At 61.4% G+C, this 17905-nt stretch carries 17 protein-coding genes and 1 pseudogene; 4 read left to right on the forward strand and 14 right to left on the reverse strand.

Annotated features, from left to right (window positions below; genetic code table 11):
* Positions 1–15 precede the first annotated feature (15 nt).
* The 6 genes from VWZ81_RS11980 to VWZ81_RS12005 all read right to left on the reverse strand — a co-directional run bounded on the left by VWZ81_RS11980 (position 16) and on the right by VWZ81_RS12005 (position 5151).
* Positions 16–1200: an amino acid aminotransferase gene (locus tag VWZ81_RS11980; protein WP_340546779.1), complete on the reverse strand. Its 1185-nt coding sequence runs from the start codon at positions 1198–1200 to the stop codon at positions 16–18.
* Positions 1200–2051, reverse strand: a complete 852-nt coding sequence (sseA, locus tag VWZ81_RS11985; protein WP_340546778.1) for a 3-mercaptopyruvate sulfurtransferase — start codon at positions 2049–2051, stop codon at positions 1200–1202. Before sseA ends, VWZ81_RS11980 begins: the two co-directional genes overlap by 1 nt.
* A 140-nt stretch (positions 2052–2191) precedes the next feature.
* Positions 2192–2752 carry a hypothetical protein gene (locus tag VWZ81_RS11990; protein WP_416543259.1) on the reverse strand — a complete coding sequence of 187 codons (561 nt, stop codon included), beginning with the start codon at positions 2750–2752 and terminating at the stop codon, positions 2192–2194.
* A 236-nt stretch (positions 2753–2988) separates the two neighbouring features.
* Positions 2989–3465 carry an SsrA-binding protein SmpB gene (smpB, locus tag VWZ81_RS11995; protein WP_340546776.1) on the reverse strand — a complete coding sequence of 159 codons (477 nt, stop codon included), beginning with the start codon at positions 3463–3465 and terminating at the stop codon, positions 2989–2991.
* Positions 3466–3546: 81 nt separating this feature from the next.
* Complete coding sequence (locus VWZ81_RS12000; protein WP_416537424.1) at positions 3547–4410, reverse strand: DMT family transporter; 864 nt, start codon at positions 4408–4410, stop codon at positions 3547–3549.
* A 180-nt stretch (positions 4411–4590) separates the two neighbouring features.
* Positions 4591–5151, reverse strand: coding sequence for a helix-turn-helix domain-containing protein (locus VWZ81_RS12005; protein WP_416535285.1), 561 nt, complete (start codon positions 5149–5151; stop codon positions 4591–4593).
* Between the two features lie 150 nt (positions 5152–5301).
* Here VWZ81_RS12005 and VWZ81_RS12010 point away from each other — a divergent pair.
* From VWZ81_RS12010 to VWZ81_RS12020, 3 genes and pseudogenes are all read left to right on the forward strand, one after another.
* Positions 5302–5541, forward strand: a pseudogene (locus tag VWZ81_RS12010) (benzoate/H(+) symporter BenE family transporter); the annotation flags it as partial.
* 120 nt (positions 5542–5661) lie between these two features.
* A complete protein-coding gene (ilvD, locus tag VWZ81_RS12015) occupies positions 5662–7506 on the forward strand; it encodes a dihydroxy-acid dehydratase (RefSeq protein WP_416541190.1) in 1845 nt (614 codons plus the stop codon).
* 115 nt (positions 7507–7621) lie between these two features.
* Positions 7622–8089 (forward strand): NUDIX hydrolase, encoded by a 468-nt coding sequence (locus VWZ81_RS12020; RefSeq protein ID WP_416543258.1) that lies wholly within the window; start codon positions 7622–7624, stop codon positions 8087–8089.
* Positions 8090–8219: 130 nt separating this feature from the next.
* On the opposite strand, the gene VWZ81_RS12025 is transcribed toward VWZ81_RS12020, so the two are convergent.
* Complete coding sequence (locus tag VWZ81_RS12025) at positions 8220–9038, reverse strand: sulfotransferase family protein (RefSeq protein ID WP_416535289.1); 819 nt, start codon at positions 9036–9038, stop codon at positions 8220–8222.
* A 141-nt stretch (positions 9039–9179) separates the two neighbouring features.
* Here VWZ81_RS12025 and VWZ81_RS12030 point away from each other — a divergent pair, with 141 nt between their 5' ends.
* Positions 9180–10757, forward strand: coding sequence for a DUF5928 domain-containing protein (locus VWZ81_RS12030; RefSeq protein WP_416543257.1), 1578 nt, complete (start codon positions 9180–9182; stop codon positions 10755–10757).
* 19 nt (positions 10758–10776) lie between these two features.
* Here the strand turns inward: VWZ81_RS12030 and VWZ81_RS12035 are convergent, their stop codons facing one another.
* The 7 genes from VWZ81_RS12035 to VWZ81_RS12065 form a co-directional block, all read right to left on the reverse strand.
* The gene (locus tag VWZ81_RS12035) at positions 10777–11424 is read right to left on the reverse strand and encodes a DUF1523 family protein (protein ID WP_340546769.1); all 648 of its coding nucleotides are present in this window, start codon (positions 11422–11424) and stop codon (positions 10777–10779) included.
* A gap of 8 nt (positions 11425–11432) precedes the next feature.
* The gene (locus VWZ81_RS12040; RefSeq protein WP_416535291.1) at positions 11433–11699 is read right to left on the reverse strand and encodes a hypothetical protein; all 267 of its coding nucleotides are present in this window, start codon (positions 11697–11699) and stop codon (positions 11433–11435) included.
* On the reverse strand, positions 11699–13096 hold the full coding sequence (locus tag VWZ81_RS12045; protein WP_416543256.1) for a DUF6638 family protein: 1398 nt from the start codon (positions 13094–13096) through the stop codon (positions 11699–11701). Before VWZ81_RS12045 ends, VWZ81_RS12040 begins: the two co-directional genes overlap by 1 nt.
* 2 nt (positions 13097–13098) lie before the next feature.
* Positions 13099–14025: a restriction endonuclease gene (locus VWZ81_RS12050; RefSeq protein ID WP_217621346.1), complete on the reverse strand. Its 927-nt coding sequence runs from the start codon at positions 14023–14025 to the stop codon at positions 13099–13101.
* Entirely contained in the window at positions 14022–15959 is a 1938-nt protein-coding gene (locus VWZ81_RS12055) for an ATP-binding protein (RefSeq protein WP_416543255.1), read from the reverse strand. Before VWZ81_RS12055 ends, VWZ81_RS12050 begins: the two co-directional genes overlap by 4 nt.
* Positions 15960–15970: 11 nt before the next feature.
* On the reverse strand, positions 15971–16306 hold the full coding sequence (locus VWZ81_RS12060; protein WP_260074537.1) for a hypothetical protein: 336 nt from the start codon (positions 16304–16306) through the stop codon (positions 15971–15973).
* A gap of 81 nt (positions 16307–16387) precedes the next feature.
* On the reverse strand, positions 16388–17509 hold the full coding sequence (locus VWZ81_RS12065; protein ID WP_416543254.1) for a hypothetical protein: 1122 nt from the start codon (positions 17507–17509) through the stop codon (positions 16388–16390).
* Between the last annotated feature and the right edge of the window lie 396 nt (positions 17510–17905).

The following is a 17905-nucleotide window of genomic DNA, read 5'->3' on the forward strand; positions in this document are numbered from 1 at the left end:
ATCAGCCAGGCAGGATCAGACACCAGCGTCGACAATCGCCCGGGCGAGGATCGGCACCGTCTGGGTGTTCAGACCTGCGATATTCATGCGGCTGTCGCCGACCATGTAGATGCCGCTGTCGGCGCGCATCTTCTCGACCATTTCAGGCGTGGTGCCGAGCAGTGAGAACATGCCGCGATGCTGGGCCAGGAAGGCAAAGCGGTCAGACCCGGTCAGGCGCTGCAGCTCATCCGCAAGCTGCTGGCGGAGTTTCAGCATGCCAAGGCGGGTCTCCTCCAGTTCCGCCGCCCAATCGGCGCGCAGCGCGTCGTCATTCAGGATCATGGTCACCAGACGCGCGCCATGATCCGGCGGGAAGGAATAGTTCTGCCGGTTCAGGAACGCCAGCGTGCCCTGGTTCAGCCCCTGTGCGCCTGCATCCTGCGATACTGCCATCAGCAGGCCGGTGCGTTCGCGGTAGATGCCGAAGTTCTTTGAACAGCTGGCCGCGATCAGACATTCCGGCGTGTTGGCCGCCACATAGCGAACGCCCTGCGCGTCCTCTTCCAGACCATCGCCAAAGCCCTGATAGGCAATGTCGATCATCGGAATGAGACCGCGTTCGTTCAGCAGCGCCACCACTTCCTGCCACTGCACGATGTTGAGGTTGGCACCGGTCGGGTTGTGGCAGCAGCCATGCAGCAGCACCACGTCGCCTTTGTTGGCGGTTTTCAGATCTTCAATCATGCCATCGAAATCAACGCCGCAGGTCTCGCGGTCGAAATAGCGATAGGCGACGGTTTCGATGTGCAGATAGTTCAGGATCGAGATGTGGTTGGGCCAGGTCGGGTTCGACACGAACACCCGCGCGCCCGGGTTGGCCATCTTGATCAGCTCAAACGCCTGACGCACGGCACCGGTGCCACCGGGGGTGGCGGCTGCCGCGACATTGCCCCGCTCGACGCTATCCGCAAGGATCAGCTTGATCATCGCGTCGGAATAGGCCGGATCACCGGCCAGGCCGACGTAGGATTTGGAGGTCTGCTCTTCCCACAGTTTATGTTCTGCCGCCTTGATGGCGCGCATCACCGGGGTCACCCCTTCGGCGTTCTTGTAGACGCCGACGCCAAGGTCGATCTTGTCATCGCGTGGGTCGTCGCGATACGTCTGCATCAGCATCAGGATCTTGTCCGCCGGCTGGGGTTTCAGGGTTTCGAACATCAGGTCTCTCCGGTTGCAACGGGAAGGGTTGGGAAGGCGCCCCACTCAGTCCAGGAGCCGTCATAAAGCGAATGATCGGTCTTGCCGATCCGCTCCATGGCGAGGCTGAGGACTGCGGCGGTCACGCCTGACCCACAGGTGGTGATGGCAGGCTTGCTGAGATCGACACCAGCCCGTTCAAAGGCGGCACGCAGCGCGTCCGGCGCTTTCATCGTCTGATCAGCGTTCAGCAGTTCGGTATAGGGCAGGTTCTTGGAGCCGGGGATATGACCCGACCGCAGACCTTCGCGGGGTTCGGCAACCGTGCCCTGAAACCGCGCGGCCGCACGGGCGTCGATGATCTCGTGATCGCCGAGCTTGGCGGCGGAGGACACTTGCGTCACATCACGCAGCAGATGGTTCTGCACCCGCACGGTCATATGGCGGTCGCGGATGACCGGCGGCAGATCTTCGACCGGGTTGCCCTCGGCCTGCCATTTCGGCAGACCACCGTCCAGCACCGCAACATTGGTCTGCCCCATCAGGCGGAACAGCCACCACACCCGCGCCGCCGACCGCAGCCCAGTGCCGTCATAGACCACAACCTGATGGCCGTCACCGACCCCCATCGCGCGCAGGCGGGACATGAATTTCTCCACCGGGGGAACCATATGCGGCAGCTCGGAGCGATTGTCGGCGATATCGTCGATATCAAAGAAGCGCGCGCCGGGAATATGAGCTGCGTCATACTCCGCCTTGGCGTCTCGCCCTTCGTGCGGCATGTACCACGAGGCATCAAGGAGCCGCAGATCAGGGTCCTTCAGATGCGCAGCAAGCCAGTCTGTCGACACAAGCGTTTTAGGATCATCCAACGTTACCGCCTCCCCTCATATGTGCTGAGGCATCCGTACAACCGCGCGGACAGAGTCGCAAGGGAGGCCGGGCCTGCGGCGCAACAATCTGTCCCACCGGGCCGGATCGGAGGCGCTGCGCCGGGCATCTGCACTCCCTGTCAGCGGACAATCCGCAGCCGAGGGCGCGCGGATTCGGTGGCAGGTTGTGACCGAGGGGCCGGATCCGTCTTGCCCGCCGGGAAGCGATGGGCAAAGGACAGCGCCGCGCGGATCACATGCGGGTCCATCCAGCCGCCGGTCAGATCGGCTACGGCGTCGCGGGCCGCTGGGGTGTTGTCGCGGCGCATGTGATGCAGCATCCGCAGACAAGCCGCTTCATCCGCGGTGACACTGGCTCGGGTCGAGAGGGTCAGCGCGTCATGCCCCTGATAAAGCTCGCCGCGCAGGTCATGCAGGCAGCGCACCACCTTGAACAGCGCATGCGCGACCCCCAGGCCGAAACTCTCACCCCAGCGCTCAGCCGCGCTGCAACAGGCGTGCTGCCAGGCCTGGCTCTGCGGCTCTCGCAGGCAGGTGGTGAAATGGCGCAGCTGAGGCAGCAGCGCGACCTCAAACGGATCAAGCCCCAGTCCCGCAAGCGCGGTTTCTGCGGGCATAGTTGGCATGTCAGCGGCGGGCGCAGGGGTCAGAGGTCGCGAATCAGAAAGGGCCTCAGGCATCGGCATCATCCTTGTCACAGGGAGGAAAACAGAAGATGCCGGGCCTGACCGAGGGATGTGTCTGCTGGGTTGGGCTTATCTGACTTATTTAGTCAGTTATTGCAATGGCCACGCGTTACCCGGTGCAACTGCCGGACAGGATAGGGTGGCCGGGAAGCGACGGTCGTAGGTCGGGCGCAGGCCCGGCGGCAGATCCAGACGTGGCCCTGTCCCACCGCAGCTGCAATGCGTCGCACTCAGCTGTGGTCTTTCAGCAGGCGTTGCTTCTGGCGCGACCAATCGCGTTTGGCCTCGGTCTCGCGCTTGTCGTGGTTCTTCTTGCCCTTGGCGATGCCGATCTTCACCTTGGCCAGACCGCGATGGTTGAAATACATCACCAGCGGCACCAGGGTCATCCCCTTGCGCTGGGTTGCATTCCAAAGGTTCGACAACTCCTTGCGCGACACCAGCAGCTTGCGGCGACGACGCTCCTCATGCTTGAACATCTTCGCCTGCTCGTAAGGCGCGATATAGGAGTTCACCAACCAGAGTTCGCCATCATCCACCGTCGCGTAGCTCTCGGCGATATTGGTACCGCCGGCGCGCAGGGATTTGACCTCGGATCCTTCCAGCAGGATCCCGCATTCCAGATCGTCCTCGATCGCATAGTCAAACCGCGCGCGGCGGTTCTCTGCGATCACTTTGTAATTCGGGTCTGATTTTTGCTTGGCCATGGGCGCAGATGTAAGCTGCCGGGGGGAGAGGTGCAAGATGGTGATGCAGCGGAGGATTGGCCCCCGCCCCACCGACCGGATTCAGGTAGGCTGACGGCGACGGCTGCGCATCAGGGTAAAGCCGCCACTGATCACGATGACCGTGCTGCCCATCAGGGTCCAGAGGTCGGGGCGCTCGTGGAAGACCACCACCCCAAGCACCATGGCAAACACCAGCCGGGTGTAGCGGAAGGGAGCGATGACCGAAATCTCGCCGCTCCGCATGGCGCCGGTCAGGGCGTGATAGGCCACCACCCCCACCACGGTTGCAGCCACCAGACCGGCCCCGGTGGCGAGATCCGGCATCACCATCGGCGCGCCAAAGGGCTGCGCCAAGACCCCCGCGACGATCAGCATGGCAAATCCGACCAGCCCGAGATGCGCGTTCGACAGCCCGGCCGGAGCCGCGCGGGTGGCCAGATCGCGGCCTGCAAAGCCAAGCGTTCCCGCCACCGCAAAGAGCGAGGCCAGCTCAAACCCGCTGGCCCCCGGGCGCAGGATCATCAAGACGCCGACAAAACCCGCCGCAATCGCCAGCCAGCGGCGCAGGCCCACATGCTCGTTAAAGAAGACCACCGCGCCGGCAGCAACCACCAGCGGCGTCGCCTGCAGGATTGCGGAGGCCGAAGAAAGCGGCGTCAGCGCAATTGCCAGCGTGTAGCACAGCCGCCCTGCAACCTCGGCGACAGAGCGCAGCACAAGCGCGCGCGTGCAGAACACCGGGGTCCACAGGCGGTGCCCCTGTGCACGCGCCATGATGGCAAAGATCACCATGCCCCCGGCCCCGAACAGGATCAGGATCTGCCCGACCGGCAGGCTTCGGGCCGCGGATTTGATGAACATATCCTCCAGCGCAAAGGCGGCCATAGCGAGCACCATCAGGAGACTGCCGCGCAGAGTGTCCATGGATCAGATCGCTTTCGTAATAAGGCCGGTGGAAAACTCTCCGGCAATAGGTCAATGGAAACAGGGGCAAGACGCGCGCACCCCGGAGGGTCTGGCGCCTCGTCATCAATGCCACCAGCATTAGGCATCCTCTGCCCCGGCGACAAGCCGCGCCGCTGCGGCCAATTGATCCGGCTGCCGCTAGCCGCGAGAGGCCACGCGGCGGTAGTGGTGCATGTTCAAGAACGCAGCACCGCTGTCGCCACAGCGATAGCCATGTGGCTGATCCGCCGCAAAGCGCAGCCCCTGCCCGGTATCCAGCGCCACCCAATCGTCGCCCCGCAACACCTCCATCGCGCCCTCCAGCACGAAGACCTCTTCAGTCACGCCGCTGTCATGGGGCTGGGACAGGTGGCATTGGCCGGGACGCAGGCTCACGTGAAAGGTCTCGGCCGCAAGCGCAGGATCAAAGGGAAACACCATCTTCACCGCGATCGAACCGGGAAACTGGACCGAGCGGAACACCCGCTCGCCGCTGGCGGCCAGATCCGGGGCCGCCGCCTCGCCGATCAGCGCGCTGAGCGGCAGATGAAACCCCTTGGCAATTTTCCACAGGGTGGCAATCGTCGGGCTTGATTCGCCGCGCTCGATCTGGCCCAGCATCGCCTTGCTGACGCCGGTGACCTCGGCAGCCCGTGACAGGCTTAGCCCTGCGCCCTGGCGAATGTCCCGCAAATTCAGAGTGATGCTATCTTCGCTCATGCCTGCTGCCCGTTTCTGGTCCGCCTGATGCGGATTGGTTCATGCCGCGCTTCAAAAACCTCTTGTGCGTTATAACGCACAAACGCTACTGTGCGCTATAACGCACAGGCCTGCGATCTCTAGCGGATCCGCCAGCTCAGGAAAACCCGGATGCTCAGCCCCTTGAAACTGTCGCATAGTGTTGCCGGCGCTGTTGCCGTGCTGCTGGGCTACACCGGATCTGTCGTGATCATCGCTCAGGCCTGCCGCGCCCCCGGCGCCAATCTGGCGCAGGCCGACAGCTGGATTCTGGTCTTGGTTATGGGCATGGGTGTGGGCATAGGGCTCAACAGCCTCGGCCTGTCGCTGATGTCCCGGATGCCGATCCTGACCGCCCGGTTCGCCACTCCGCCCCGCCAAAGCCTGCGAAAACCGGCAGAAACCACCAGATAATTACCGAAGACCGCCCCGACATGTTGCCTTTGTTGCGCAAATCGTGTCCCTGAGGGCAAAGACAAGGGAACCAGCCAGATGCCAATGTACCGATCCAGAACTTCCACCCATGGCCGCAATATGGCGGGCGCACGCGGATTGTGGCGCGCCACAGGGATGAAGGACGATGATTTCGGCAAGCCGATCATCGCCATCGTCAACTCCTTTACCCAGTTCGTACCCGGCCACGTCCACCTCAAGGATCTGGGCCAGATGGTCGCCCGCGAGGTCGAGGCGGCCGGCGGCGTCGCCAAGGAATTCAACACCATCGCGGTGGATGACGGTATCGCCATGGGCCATGACGGGATGCTCTACTCGCTGCCCTCGCGCGAGGTGATCGCGGATTCCGTCGAATATATGGTCAACGCCCATTGTGCCGATGCCATGGTCTGCATCTCCAACTGCGACAAGATCACTCCCGGCATGCTGATGGCAGCGATGCGGCTGAATATCCCGGCGATCTTCGTTTCCGGTGGACCGATGGAAGCGGGCAAGATCGACATTGCCGATCTCGACGCCAAGAAGATCGACCTCGTCGATGCGATGGTTGCGGCGGCCAACGAGAACCTCACCGATGAGCAGGTGCAGCATATCGAGGAAAACGCCTGCCCCACCTGCGGCTCCTGCTCCGGCATGTTCACCGCCAACTCGATGAACTGTCTGGCCGAGGCGCTGGGTCTGGCGCTGCCGGGCAATGGCTCGACACTGGCCACCCACGCCGACCGCAAACACCTGTTCCTTGAGGCGGGCCGCAAGATCGTCGACATCACCAAGCGCCACTACGTGGGCGAGGAGAAAGGCCTGCTGCCGCGCGAAATCGCCACCTTTGATGCGTTTGAAAACGCCATGAGCCTCGATATCGCCATGGGCGGGTCGACCAATACGGTGCTGCACCTCCTGGCCATCGCCAATGAAGGCAGGGTCGATTTCACCATGACCGATATGGACCGCCTGTCGCGCAAGGTGCCGTGCCTGTGCAAGGTCGCACCGAACACCGAAAACGTTCATATGGAAGACGTCCACCGCGCCGGTGGCATCTTCTCCATCCTGGGTGAGCTCAGCCGCGCGGGACTGTTGCATGACCATTGCGCCACCGTCCACTCCAGCTCCATGGGCGAGGCAATCGCCAAATGGGACATCAAGGTTGCCAACAACCCCGAGGCCGAAGAGCTGTTCAAGGCCGCCCCCGGCGGCGTGCGCACCACCGAAGCGTTTTCGCAGTCCAACCGCTACAAGGAGCTGGACACCGACCGTGCAGGCGGGGTGATCCGCTCCAAGGAACATGCCTTCAGCCAGGACGGCGGTCTGGCGGTGCTGTTTGGCAATATCGCCCGCGACGGCTGCATCGTGAAAACCGCAGGGGTGGATGAAAACATCCTGAAATTCACCGGTTCGGCCTATGTCTGCGAAAGCCAGGATCAGGCGGTGAACGACATCCTGACCGGCAAGGTCAAGGAAGGCGACGTGGTGGTGATCCGCTATGAAGGCCCGCGCGGCGGTCCGGGGATGCAGGAAATGCTCTACCCGACCTCCTATCTGAAATCAAAAGGGCTGGGCAAAGCCTGCGCGCTTCTGACCGACGGGCGTTTTTCCGGCGGCACCTCCGGGCTGTCGATCGGCCATGTCTCGCCTGAGGCAGCTGAAGGCGGCACCATCGGCCTGGTGCACCAGGGCGACACCATCGAGATCGACATCCCCAACCGCACCATCCACCTGGCGGTCTCCGACGAGGAGCTGGCGACACGGCGCGCCGCCCAGGACGCAGCAGGCTGGAAACCGGTGAAGCCGCGCAAGCGCAAGGTCTCCACCGCGCTCAAGGCCTATGCCCTGCTGGCCACCTCCGCCGCAAAAGGCGCCGTGCGCGCCCTGCCCGACGACGAATAATCAGCGCTGTCAGTGAGTCCGCTTTTGAAGACCCCGGCATCTTGGATGTCGGGGCTTTTTCTTTCATAGAGATCCAGCCCTACTCGACCCACCGCGGCACCGCAGGAGATCCGACATGACCATTTGGCGCCCGGCCCAGTCCATTCGCGTGAAAACCATTGGTCTGCCCTGGCGCGATGGCCGTTTCCTCGCGGCGGAGGTGCCCGATGACAGCGGCCGGACCAAAGGCGTCCGCCCCTTGGGTGGCACCGTTGAATTTGGTGAAACCTGGCAACAGGCGCTGCGACGGGAGTTTCAGGAAGAGCTCGCTGTGGAAATCACCATCATCGGCGCGCCGGTGGTGCTGGAAAACATCTATCGGCACGAAGGCCAGACCGGCCATGAAATCATCTTCGCCGCGCAGGTCACCTGGCCAGAGACCCCGCATCTGGCAGGCGATACGATTGAGTTCTACGAAGACAACGGCCTGAAATCTATTGCCAGATGGGTGCATCCTGATGTGCTGGAGACTGGCGGGATTGATTTGTTTCCAACCGGATTGCAAGCCCAGCTGCAAGATCTGGGGTCCCCGACCCGCGTATAGGGCACAAAACCCCTCACCTTTCCCGAAATACTCCCGCCGGAGGCGCGCCGCGCCAGCGGCGCCACGCCCAACCGGGACAAGATCATGTCAATGATTGCAGCCCGGGCGGGAGCTGATGGTCGGGTGTGACCTACTCGCCCAGTTTGGCATGCACCTCATCGAGGTCGATCTCGCCGATGGGCATCTTGTTGGCGGGGTTTTCAAAATCGTATTTGAACACCTCGAAATCGCGCTTGTAGATCTCATAGACCAGATGCATCGACAGATCGTCAAAGTACTCCTCGACCGGATGCGCCCGCTTGGGACCGTGACCTTCGCTTTCGTTGAAGCGCGGGATCTGCGCCAGATCGACCTGATGCGGCGTCTCGATGGCGTCCAGTACATCCTGCATGCCCTCATTGAAGGCTTCGGTCCAGATCACCTTGTCGTAGCGCCCGCCGTTGCAGATGAAGGTGGAAACATGGCCCGAGGTTGCGGACCAGTGGATATCGGGATCCATCGGGCGGCGAAACTTCACCGTGTCGCGGACAAACAGCAGGAAACGGCGAAAGCTCTTGATCTGGTCAAAGGGCTGCTTGCCATCGTCACCGCCCACTTCGATCCCGTAGTCATAGGTGAGCCGCGGCACCAGATTGCCCCGGTAGCGTTTGCCATTGCGCTGGATGCCGCAAATCTTGTCGAAGAAGGAACTCAGCACGCGCGTGTAAGGGTTGCGCACGCAGGTGAACGCATAGGATTTCTGCGACTGCACATTGCCGGTAATCAGCGGCTGGCTGTCCGGCAGAGCCCATTTATGCAGCCCGCTGGTGGCATCATGGATATCGCCATCGAAGAACCGGCCATGATCTGAGTAATACATGATCTGACCAATGGTCGAGCAGGCACATTTGGGCACCACGCGGTAGACCACGCTTTCGCTCTCTGTCATCCAAGTGCCCGGAAATCCCATTCTTGCTCTCCCAGTCCGATGCGCTGCAATAGGCGCCATCTGCCAGCCTAGTCGTTAAAAGCTAAATAATGCGGTTTATTCAGTGAGAATTCGTCAGTATCAAGGAAACAATCAATCAAAATAAGACCCCGGGGCGTCGTCATGGCAAAAATCGCATATGTTCTGCTGTGCCATAAGGACCCAGAGGCGATTATCCAGCAGGCAGAGCAACTGACTGCCGCCGGGGATTACATGGCGATCCACTTCGATGGCCGGTCTCCTGCGCGTGATTTCCAGCAGATCCGAGCCGCGCTGAAGGACAACCCGAATGTCTGCTTTGCCCGCAAGCGGGTCAAATGCGGCTGGGGCGAATGGTCTCTGGTTCAGGCGACGCTCCACGCGCTTGAAAGCGCCGTCGCCACCTTCCCTCGGGCGACGCATTTCTACATGGTGTCCGGCGACTGCATGGCGATCAAGACGGCCGAATACGCGCGCCAGCTGCTGGACGCGCAGGATTGCGATTACATCGAGAGCTTCGATTTTTTTGAAAGCGACTGGATCAAGACCGGCATGAAGGAAGACCGGCTGATCTATCGCCATATCTTCAACGAACGCAGGAACAAACGCCTCTTTGATCTGACCCACATGGTGCAGAAACGGCTGGGCCTGACGCGCGTCCTGCCCGAGGATATGCAGATCCAGATCGGCAGCCAGTGGTGGTGCCTGCGCCGCCGCACCGTGGAATGGATCCTGGCGTTCCTGAAGGACCGCCGCGATGTGCTGCGGTTCTTTCGCACCACCTGGATCCCGGATGAGACCTTCTTTCAGACCCTGGTGCGCCATCTGGTTCCCGCCAGGGAGATCGAGAGCCGCACGCTGACATTGCTGATGTTCTCTGACTACGGAATGCCGGTCCAGTTCTACAACGACCATTACGACATGCTGATGGGGCAGGATTTTCTCTTTGCCCGCAAGATCAGCCCCGAGGCACAGGAGCTGAAATCCCGGCTCGGCGCGCTTTATGCCGCACAGGGGGTTGAGTTTCAGATCTCCAACGAGGGTCGTAAGCTCTATGAGTTTCTGACCAAACGCGGACGCAACGGGCTGCGCTTTGCCCCCCGTTTCTGGGAAACCGAAAGCACGCTCGGGCGCAACCGCGAATTGCTGATCATCACCTGCAAGAAATGGCATGTGGCCAAACGTCTGATCGAGCGGCTGCGTGAGGTCAGCAACATCCCGGCGCTCGCCTATCTGTTTGACGAAGAAGGCACCGAGATGCCCGACCTCGGCGGTATCGAGGCGACGTTATGGAAACGCACCCGCCACCGCCGCGCGCTGGTTCGGATGCTGTTTGACTATTATGAGACCGACCGGCTGGTGATCTGCCTTGACCCTTCGGCGTTGGAGCTGATGCAGGATTTCTGCGCGGACCGGGCGGTGACACGTCTGCTACAGATCGAATGCAACCTGAGCGACGATTATCTCACCGGTCATGCCGAACGCATTGGTCTGGCCGGTCAACAAACCTCAGCCGCCGCACTGGAGCGGCTGCTGCCGACGATCCGCAACGATATCCAGCATGAATCCGACCGCATCCGCGATGTGGGATTTGATCACCTCAGCCTGATCCGCGAAAGCGACAGTGACGAGCAGATAGCCGAACAGCTGATGCTGTTTCTGGCGCTGGACCAAGACGCCGCATTGAACCTTGCCCGGACCGAGCATCTGTTCTCTGACTAGGGGGCCATCTGGGGCTGCGCTATTTCTGCTTCCAGCTGTCCAGCCAGCGGCGCAACCGGCCACGGCGTTCCGACAGCGCATCACCGGCAGCATAGAGACTGTCTTCGACATTCTCGACCATCGGGTCGATGCGCGCCCGGCGGAAACGGCGCCAGCGCACATATATCGCCCAGACCACTGCTGCCAGCAGCGTGAGGAAGATGATGTTGAACCAGTTCACCTGGGTATGATCCGGGCCGTCAACCGGTTTGACCGCAACCGCGTTGGGAAAGATCGACAGGAATTCATTGCGCCAGCCATAGTGGCGGACCAGCACCCACTGCGGGTCTGATTTGGTGGACGCGAGATCGGTCAGCTCGGCCTGAAGATTGGAGCTGTCCAGCTTGAAATACGGCGGCCAGCCCCAGCCGGTGTCCTCGTTGCGATAGACGATGGGGCGACCATTGGGAAAGAAAGCCTCGACAAAGCGCACGTCGCGGTTGACGCTGGTCGCGCTTTCCTGCGCGGTATCCTGCTGTGCCCAGAAGATCGAGTTTTCACCAAAATCGACCCGGCGCACCTCGGTCTTGACCACGCGCACCACGTCGTTCTGCGGCAGCGTGTAATGCAGAAAGGCCCCCGCCAGCAGCCAGAAGGTGAGAATGAACACCCATTTTACGTAACGCATCAGCGACCTCACATGAAATTCATGACATAAACCAGAAGCGCAATGGCCCCCAGCGGCACGATATAGACCAGCAGGATCAGCCTGCGCCGCAGCGAGCGGTCATATTGGTGCAGCCCGCGCTGGATGAAGGCGGAACGGTCTCCGGTCAACCCCTTCTCGGTCCAGCGGCGTTTCAGCTTGGCCCGACGTACCTCGCGCGAGTAGAGCGACACCAGGGCATAGATCACCGTCAGCACCACAAGAAGGATCGCCATCAGGCGAATGAAGGCAAACATCAGCGCCGCCCCCGCGTGTTGCCCCGGCGACCTACCGCCCCCCAGGGGCCGACCCGCTCGACCAGACGATCCGGGGAAGGCGCCTGCTCGGCCCCCCGACGGCGGGCTTCAATCGCAGGGCTGCGACCGCTCATATCCGGCTCATGGCCAAAGAGAGCAGCCCGCGCGCCGGCCTTGTCCACGGCATATTCCCGCGCAAGGAAGGTCACGACGTGATCCTTCTTGTTCTCTGGCCAGCCGCGATACTGCTGATAGAACGCCTCCTTGTGGCAGATGAACAGCTGGCGGAAATCCAGCGGGGTCAGCTCTGCCAGCAGCATGTTGACCAGATCGCGATCCGGCGTATTGGTTGCCCGCAGGCAATAGAAATAGGCGGGATGGTCCGATTTGATCTGGGGCCATGCGCCGCCGCTATCTGCCCAGCGGACCATGGCCGCCATACCCTCGAACTCCGCCGGCAGATCACTGGCGTGACGCGCTGCCAGCCGCCGCAGATCGCTGCGCGACAGGCCGGAGAGGTCCATGCCCTTATCCGCCAGAACACTGATCGCCAGAAATCCCATCTTCTGGCGCAGGATGGCCGCGCCATCGACACCGCGTGCACGGATGATCGGCTCCACCAGCCCGTTCAGCTCCAGAAACTTGGCAATGGCGTTCTTCTGGCCAAGGTCGAACACATGGTCCAGCGGCACGCCCTCGGGCTTGGCGCCGCTGGCGATCACCGCCGGGTGCTCCACCTTCTGAAACACGTAAAGCCCGCCGAAATGCGCGGTCCAGAAATTCTGCTGCTCAAACACCTCATGCTTCAGCCGCACCGGGTTGCGGGTGACATCGCCGGTTTTTTCCGCCGTCTCGATCATCTCGGCGATCAGCGCGTCATCGAACCAGCCGTCTTCCTCACTCTTGAACCGCTCCACCAGCTCCGCCAGCCGATCCGCCTGCCGCAGCGTGGCCCGCGTGGTGTCGGCCTCGATCCGCACCTGACGGATATCGAACAATTTGGCCGGGGTCGTGACCTCGAAGACCGAATTCACCAGCTCGCCCGCCACCGCATCCGTGGCCGTCAGTGCAAAAAGCTGGCTTTCATTGGCGGCAATGAACCGGCGCAGAATGTCCCGGCTGGTGGAGAATTTCACATTCAGGAGCGGGCAGCGCTTCTGTTCGGTGCTGAGCAGGATGAACTGCCGGTTGACGCCCGCGTGGTTCAGATAGTGATCATCGCCCAGCTCATCGCCCACCTCCGGCGAGTAGCCAGAGATATCGACGTGGAAATCCGTCAGAGCCGTTGTCTTGCCGGTCAGATGCTTCAGCGCGCGGTTATAGCGCTCCACCAGCGCGGGCGAGGCCACATGGAAGAGATTGCCGAACATCAGGCCATGCTGGATGAGGCGTTTCATTACTAAATTGTCCCGAACCAGTTGGGATCAATCTTCACACTTTCGATCATCTCAGTCGCGACACCCAACTTGTTGTCTTTCAAGAGCTCGCACAGTCTCGAGCCATCAATCAAATCGATGGCGGTTGCGCCATCTCTCGTCGCCTCATCCGATGCCTGCGCGGTAAAATTACCTGTCGTGATAAATAGGCCCTTGTCCGCCCTTCCCATCATCGCACCTCGAAAATCCCGAATTTCTGAGGACCCCACACTTCCTTTCCAACGCTTGCATTGGAAAAACACTTGAAAAGACACAAGATTTACCCGTAGGACGCCGACGCCATCTATCCCGCCGTCGCCCGATTTACCGCGAACCTCAACTTTGGTGAACCCAGCCTCGCGCAAAAGGCGCTGAGCGAGGCGCTCGAACGCCGCGGGATCCATCGCCTTTAGCACTTCGAGAAGTGTTTCTCTCCAGCTTTCGGTACTAGGATCTGTAGCCTCTCCATCATTTTCTGAGCTTAAACGCTCCAGATTTTCTCCTGAAGTTGCAGCAGGTTTCGACTGACGGCGCCGTTCGCGAGCACGCGCTTTCTCCTCTTCATTTACGAGGTCTACAATCTTCTTGGTCTCGTCATAACTATGAATGTCGTAACCCGCCTCGGTCAACGCCCAGACACCTCGCGCTGAATTTTCAAGGGCACCTCCACGTTTTAGAAACGTGCGAGACCACGCTAGGTAATAGTTCAATCGCGGCTGACTACTATTGGAGCCGGTCATCATGAATGACTGCTCTGCCTCTGACACGCCCTCAAGTTCAGCGACTTTTTCGTCCAACTCGTGAATTGAGGCAGAACCGCCCATTGATTTCAAAGCGTCTACAGTCGCAAGCATCATCCCCGGGAGATCAGGAAAGCCCTCAGCCTCAATAATGAAACGCCTACTATTCACCCCTGCCCCTCCAGATACCGCCGCTTGGCCTCTTCCTGCCGCCCAAAGTCACGCACCATGTTCTCAATCGCCACCTCATCCGACTTGTCAGCATAGCGGAACTCGCTGTCGGCGTAGCGGTTGATCTCCTGCACCACCATGTCGACCGTGATGGGCACCCGCAGCTCCGCAATCATTGCGGATTTGGTCTCGTAATCCTTGAACAGGAACAGCTCCGGATTCTCCATCCAGTCGTCCGGCAGCTCAAAATCCATCGCCCGCACCTTGACCGCATCGGTGATGTTCTTGATGGCACGGCCGGTGAACCGCTCATCGGCCTGCTGAATGGCCTTCAGATAGGTGCCCAGCTTGGCAAGGCTGTCCAATTCGCCGATCTGGTCATGCACCCGGCCAAAGACCTCCATCAGCCCCGGCTCCTGCGGGCGGTTGTGCGCCTCGAACGACCGTGCAACGGCCTGTTTGATCTCCTGCGCGCCGTAAAGGTCATGGTCGCCCAGCGGAATGCTGTGGTTCTTGCCCATCAGGAGGGTCAGGATGTCGATGTAATCCTCCCGCGTCTGCGGCCCGTCCACCAGAAACCGCGCGCCGGCCCGCTGGCGCAGGGCGTCATCCACATTTTCCGGGTAGTTGGAGAACATGCCAAAGGTGCAGTTGCCGCGTACCACGGTGTTGGCGCCGGCAAAGGCCTCCATGAACACCGCCGTCACCTCCTGCTGGCCCGCGCTGGACTGCCGGTCGCCGCGTTTCCCTGCGATCTGGTCGATGTCGTCGATGGTGCCAAAGCCGATGACATGCGGGTCGATCACATTCTGGATGAAGGATTTGGCGTTCTGCCCTGACTTGCCCTGATAGCTGTCGATATTGTCGATGCCGAAATTCTGGTAGCGGAAGGCATAGCCCGCATTCTGGCAATAATCATGGATGAGGCCGGCCATCATCTGAATGAGAGTGGTCTTGCCCGTCCCGGGCTTGCCATCCCCCATGAAGGTGAAGATGAAGCCGCCCATCTCAGCAAACGGGTTCAAACGGCGGTCGAAATCATAGGCCATCAGCATTTTGGACAGGCGCAGTGCCTGGTATTTGGCGATATGGTTGCCGACCACCTCATGAGGTTTCTTGAACGCCATGGTGAGCGTGGTGGATTTCGCCTTGGCCGCCGGCTCAAAGCCGCTGAGGGTCAGGTCATCCGCCTCCACCCGCCAGGCGGCAGCGGTAAAGGCCCCCAGCCGCGGCGCGTTCTGCGCGCGCAGGGCGGCCTTCTCCATCAGCTGCTCGGCATAAGCTGCCGTGGCCGCAATCAGATGCGCATCATCGGGCGCGTGCAGCGCCAGCTTCTGGTCCAGCTCCCACAGCGCCCCATGCAAAGCCTGCGGTGCATTATCGGTCAAAAGCTCCTCCGCCTCACCCACCTCGGCCTGCACCTCAGACCCGTGCGGCGCCAGCAGGAAGGCCGCGGCATTGGCAAACACATGCGCCGCAATCAGCGCCTCCGCCGCAAGCAGTTCGGTGAACTCCCCCTTGCGCGCCGCGTCCAAGGACCCCGCCAGATTGGCCCGCTTCAGGTCGCCCAGGCCGGACACATCCGCATAAGCCTCCCCCATCGCCAGGGAGACCGCCAGCGCCCGCCGCAAGGCGTGCTGCAAGGTCGCCTGCAACGGCGAGGTCAGCGGATCATCCTCATCCGCCGCTTCAATCCTGGCAATCAGATGCACGCCCTCGGGGCGCGCGGTGGAGCGCGTCACCAGCCCCGGCGTCGTCGAGCGGAACCGCCGCCGCGTGCCAATACCTGTGGACCGCTCCGGCGCCTTGCCTTCCACCGCTGCCTTGGCGATACGCGGGGTGTGGTCAAACCCCTCCAGCAGCGCCGCCGCAGCCGCGTAATGCTTGCGGATATCCTCTTCCCGCAGCTCCATCTGATTGCCTGAAATGCTCATTTCTTTCTCCTTCAGAGGCCCGCGACCAGCTGATAAATTTCAATTTCTTCAATTATCCCCGCGTCGGCACGGTAGCACACCAAACGGCTTCCTCCCGCCCAGAAGCCATAGGTCAGCCCCTTTCGCATACAATGCGGCAAGGGCTTGGGCCGGTGCGGCGCTGGCTTGAAAGCAGAGCCACTTTCTTTGAAACCGCGCCCCTTAAGTCCGCGTTGCAGGTCCTCAACATTGCTGCCGACGGGATAACGGCTCAAAGTCTCCGATTTGAATTCATCCAGGTCCTGAGCCAAGTACCCGCTGCAACCCGCTGTCAAAGCCAGCAGCAAAAGCATTCTCTCAATGCGCATTACCCCTCCATCCCGACCAAACTTCTTCTGGCTCAAAATATCCCCGCCGGAGGCTCCCGCACTCACGGCTCGCGCAGCCGCTCAATACCGCAGCACCTGCCCGGCATCGCTCACCACAAACTTCTGCACATCGCCGAACCCCGGCGGGTCCAGCTCTGCCAGCACCTGGAACGGGCGCTGCGGCAGGATGATAGCGCGCTGGGTGCGGGTTGCGCCGGTATCGGCGCCGCGGCCGCCAAAGGGGTCGAGCGCGAAGATCTCCCGTTCCACGGTGCCGAACCAGCCCGCGCGCTCCTCGCGCACGTCTTCGCTCTCCAGCTCCTCCAGCGTCCAGGCCAAGGCCCAGTCCTGGCCCGCGGGCGCCTCCGCCTCCTCCAGCACCCGGTGCAGCGGGCCGGACTGATCGGTATAGGCGGAGGAATACATCGGCCCCACATGGTAGCGGCGCAGATGTTTGGGGTGGAGGTCGTCGAAATCTTCGTCAAACCCCTTGGCGATGGTCACTAGCTTCAGCCCGGCCAAGGCCTGTGCCATCAGATGCGCCTGCACCTCGGGCCAGCGGCGCTCATCCTTGGGTAGCGCCACCTTGCCGCTGTCCTCCAGCTCCATCAGGTAGATCACCGGCAGGTTCACCTGGCTGTCGTAGGCTGCCCAATGCAAGAGGAAGCGCCGACGGCGCGGGCCAAGGTTTTCCAGCCATTCGCAGACCGGATCATTTTGGGTCCAAAATAGCTGCCCCTTCATGAGCTCCTGATAATAAAGCCGTTGCGACAGCGCGAATTGCAGTTTTGATGGCGTTGTGCGCTCCGAGATGATGGTGCGCACCATATCGTCCTTCAGCTGCGCCTCACTGGCCATATTGGCCAGGTGCCGCTCCGCCTGCTGGGCGTCATTGGCCATGGTCATCAGCTCGGCGGCGACGGGAAATCCGCTGTCGCGCTTGTCCATCGCCAGGCTACCAAAGAAGCGGCCCGTGTCGCGCCCCGCCATCAGGTATTTCATCGACAGCGCGCGGAAGGTGAAGTTCAGCCGCATCAGGTAGGCGGTCAGCACCTTCACATCGGATTTCGACAGCCGCCCCTCCGCCTGCATCGCCGCCGCCACCCGGGTCAGATGCCGGATGATGGTCTCGAACTTCTTGAAATACCGGCGCGAGGCGAAAGTATCGCTGAGGCCTGTGTGGTCCTTGGCGGGGTCGGTCATGCAAAATCTCCGGGGTGCGCAACAGCCCGGATCGCGCCCGCTCCGCCCCTGTCAAACCGAAGGTTTGCCTCCAGCAAAACGGCGGGCGCGAACGCCCACGCCAGGGCCGGGCGCGATCCTCTGTAATTCTTCAATTTCAATGGCGGCATCTTGCTCCGGCTTTCTCAGGTTGTTCAGCGGCGCGAAGGACTCAGCCTGCCCCCTCAATGGGTTTTTCACTTTGAGCTTTCTTCAAGCGTGACCTCAGATGAAGTGCCGTGCCGATCATACTGCCTGCTCCTGCCCCAAACAGTGTGGCTTTGGAAAGGGAGGTATATACCCCAAGCAACACCAAAAGCAGAACAAGGCAGCCGAAGTCCAACCACCAGTCACGCCAGTTCTTCGGGTTTTGTAACA

The organism is Phaeobacter sp. JH20_34 (assembly GCF_048056095.1).
Lineage (GTDB): Bacteria > Pseudomonadota > Alphaproteobacteria > Rhodobacterales > Rhodobacteraceae > Phaeobacter > Phaeobacter bryozoorum.

Coding starts and splice junctions, on each gene's coding strand:
- VWZ81_RS11980 (WP_340546779.1), bottom strand. CDS start 1,200: ATGTTCGAAACCCTGAAACCCCAGCCGGCGGACAAGATCCTGATGCTG.
- VWZ81_RS11990 (WP_416543259.1), bottom strand. CDS start 2,752: ATGCCTGAGGCCCTTTCTGATTCGCGACCTCTGACCCCTGCGCCCGCC.
- smpB (WP_340546776.1), bottom strand. CDS start 3,465: ATGGCCAAGCAAAAATCAGACCCGAATTACAAAGTGATCGCAGAGAAC.
- VWZ81_RS12000 (WP_416537424.1), bottom strand. CDS start 4,410: ATGGACACTCTGCGCGGCAGTCTCCTGATGGTGCTCGCTATGGCCGCC.
- VWZ81_RS12005 (WP_416535285.1), bottom strand. CDS start 5,151: ATGAGCGAAGATAGCATCACTCTGAATTTGCGGGACATTCGCCAGGGC.
- ilvD (WP_416541190.1), top strand. CDS start 5,662: ATGCCAATGTACCGATCCAGAACTTCCACCCATGGCCGCAATATGGCG.
- VWZ81_RS12020 (WP_416543258.1), top strand. CDS start 7,622: ATGACCATTTGGCGCCCGGCCCAGTCCATTCGCGTGAAAACCATTGGT.
- VWZ81_RS12025 (WP_416535289.1), bottom strand. CDS start 9,038: ATGGGATTTCCGGGCACTTGGATGACAGAGAGCGAAAGCGTGGTCTAC.
- VWZ81_RS12030 (WP_416543257.1), top strand. CDS start 9,180: ATGGCAAAAATCGCATATGTTCTGCTGTGCCATAAGGACCCAGAGGCG.
- VWZ81_RS12035 (WP_340546769.1), bottom strand. CDS start 11,424: ATGCGTTACGTAAAATGGGTGTTCATTCTCACCTTCTGGCTGCTGGCG.
- VWZ81_RS12040 (WP_416535291.1), bottom strand. CDS start 11,699: ATGTTTGCCTTCATTCGCCTGATGGCGATCCTTCTTGTGGTGCTGACG.
- VWZ81_RS12045 (WP_416543256.1), bottom strand. CDS start 13,096: ATGAAACGCCTCATCCAGCATGGCCTGATGTTCGGCAATCTCTTCCAT.
- VWZ81_RS12055 (WP_416543255.1), bottom strand. CDS start 15,959: ATGAGCATTTCAGGCAATCAGATGGAGCTGCGGGAAGAGGATATCCGC.
- VWZ81_RS12060 (WP_260074537.1), bottom strand. CDS start 16,306: ATGCGCATTGAGAGAATGCTTTTGCTGCTGGCTTTGACAGCGGGTTGC.
- VWZ81_RS12065 (WP_416543254.1), bottom strand. CDS start 17,509: ATGACCGACCCCGCCAAGGACCACACAGGCCTCAGCGATACTTTCGCC.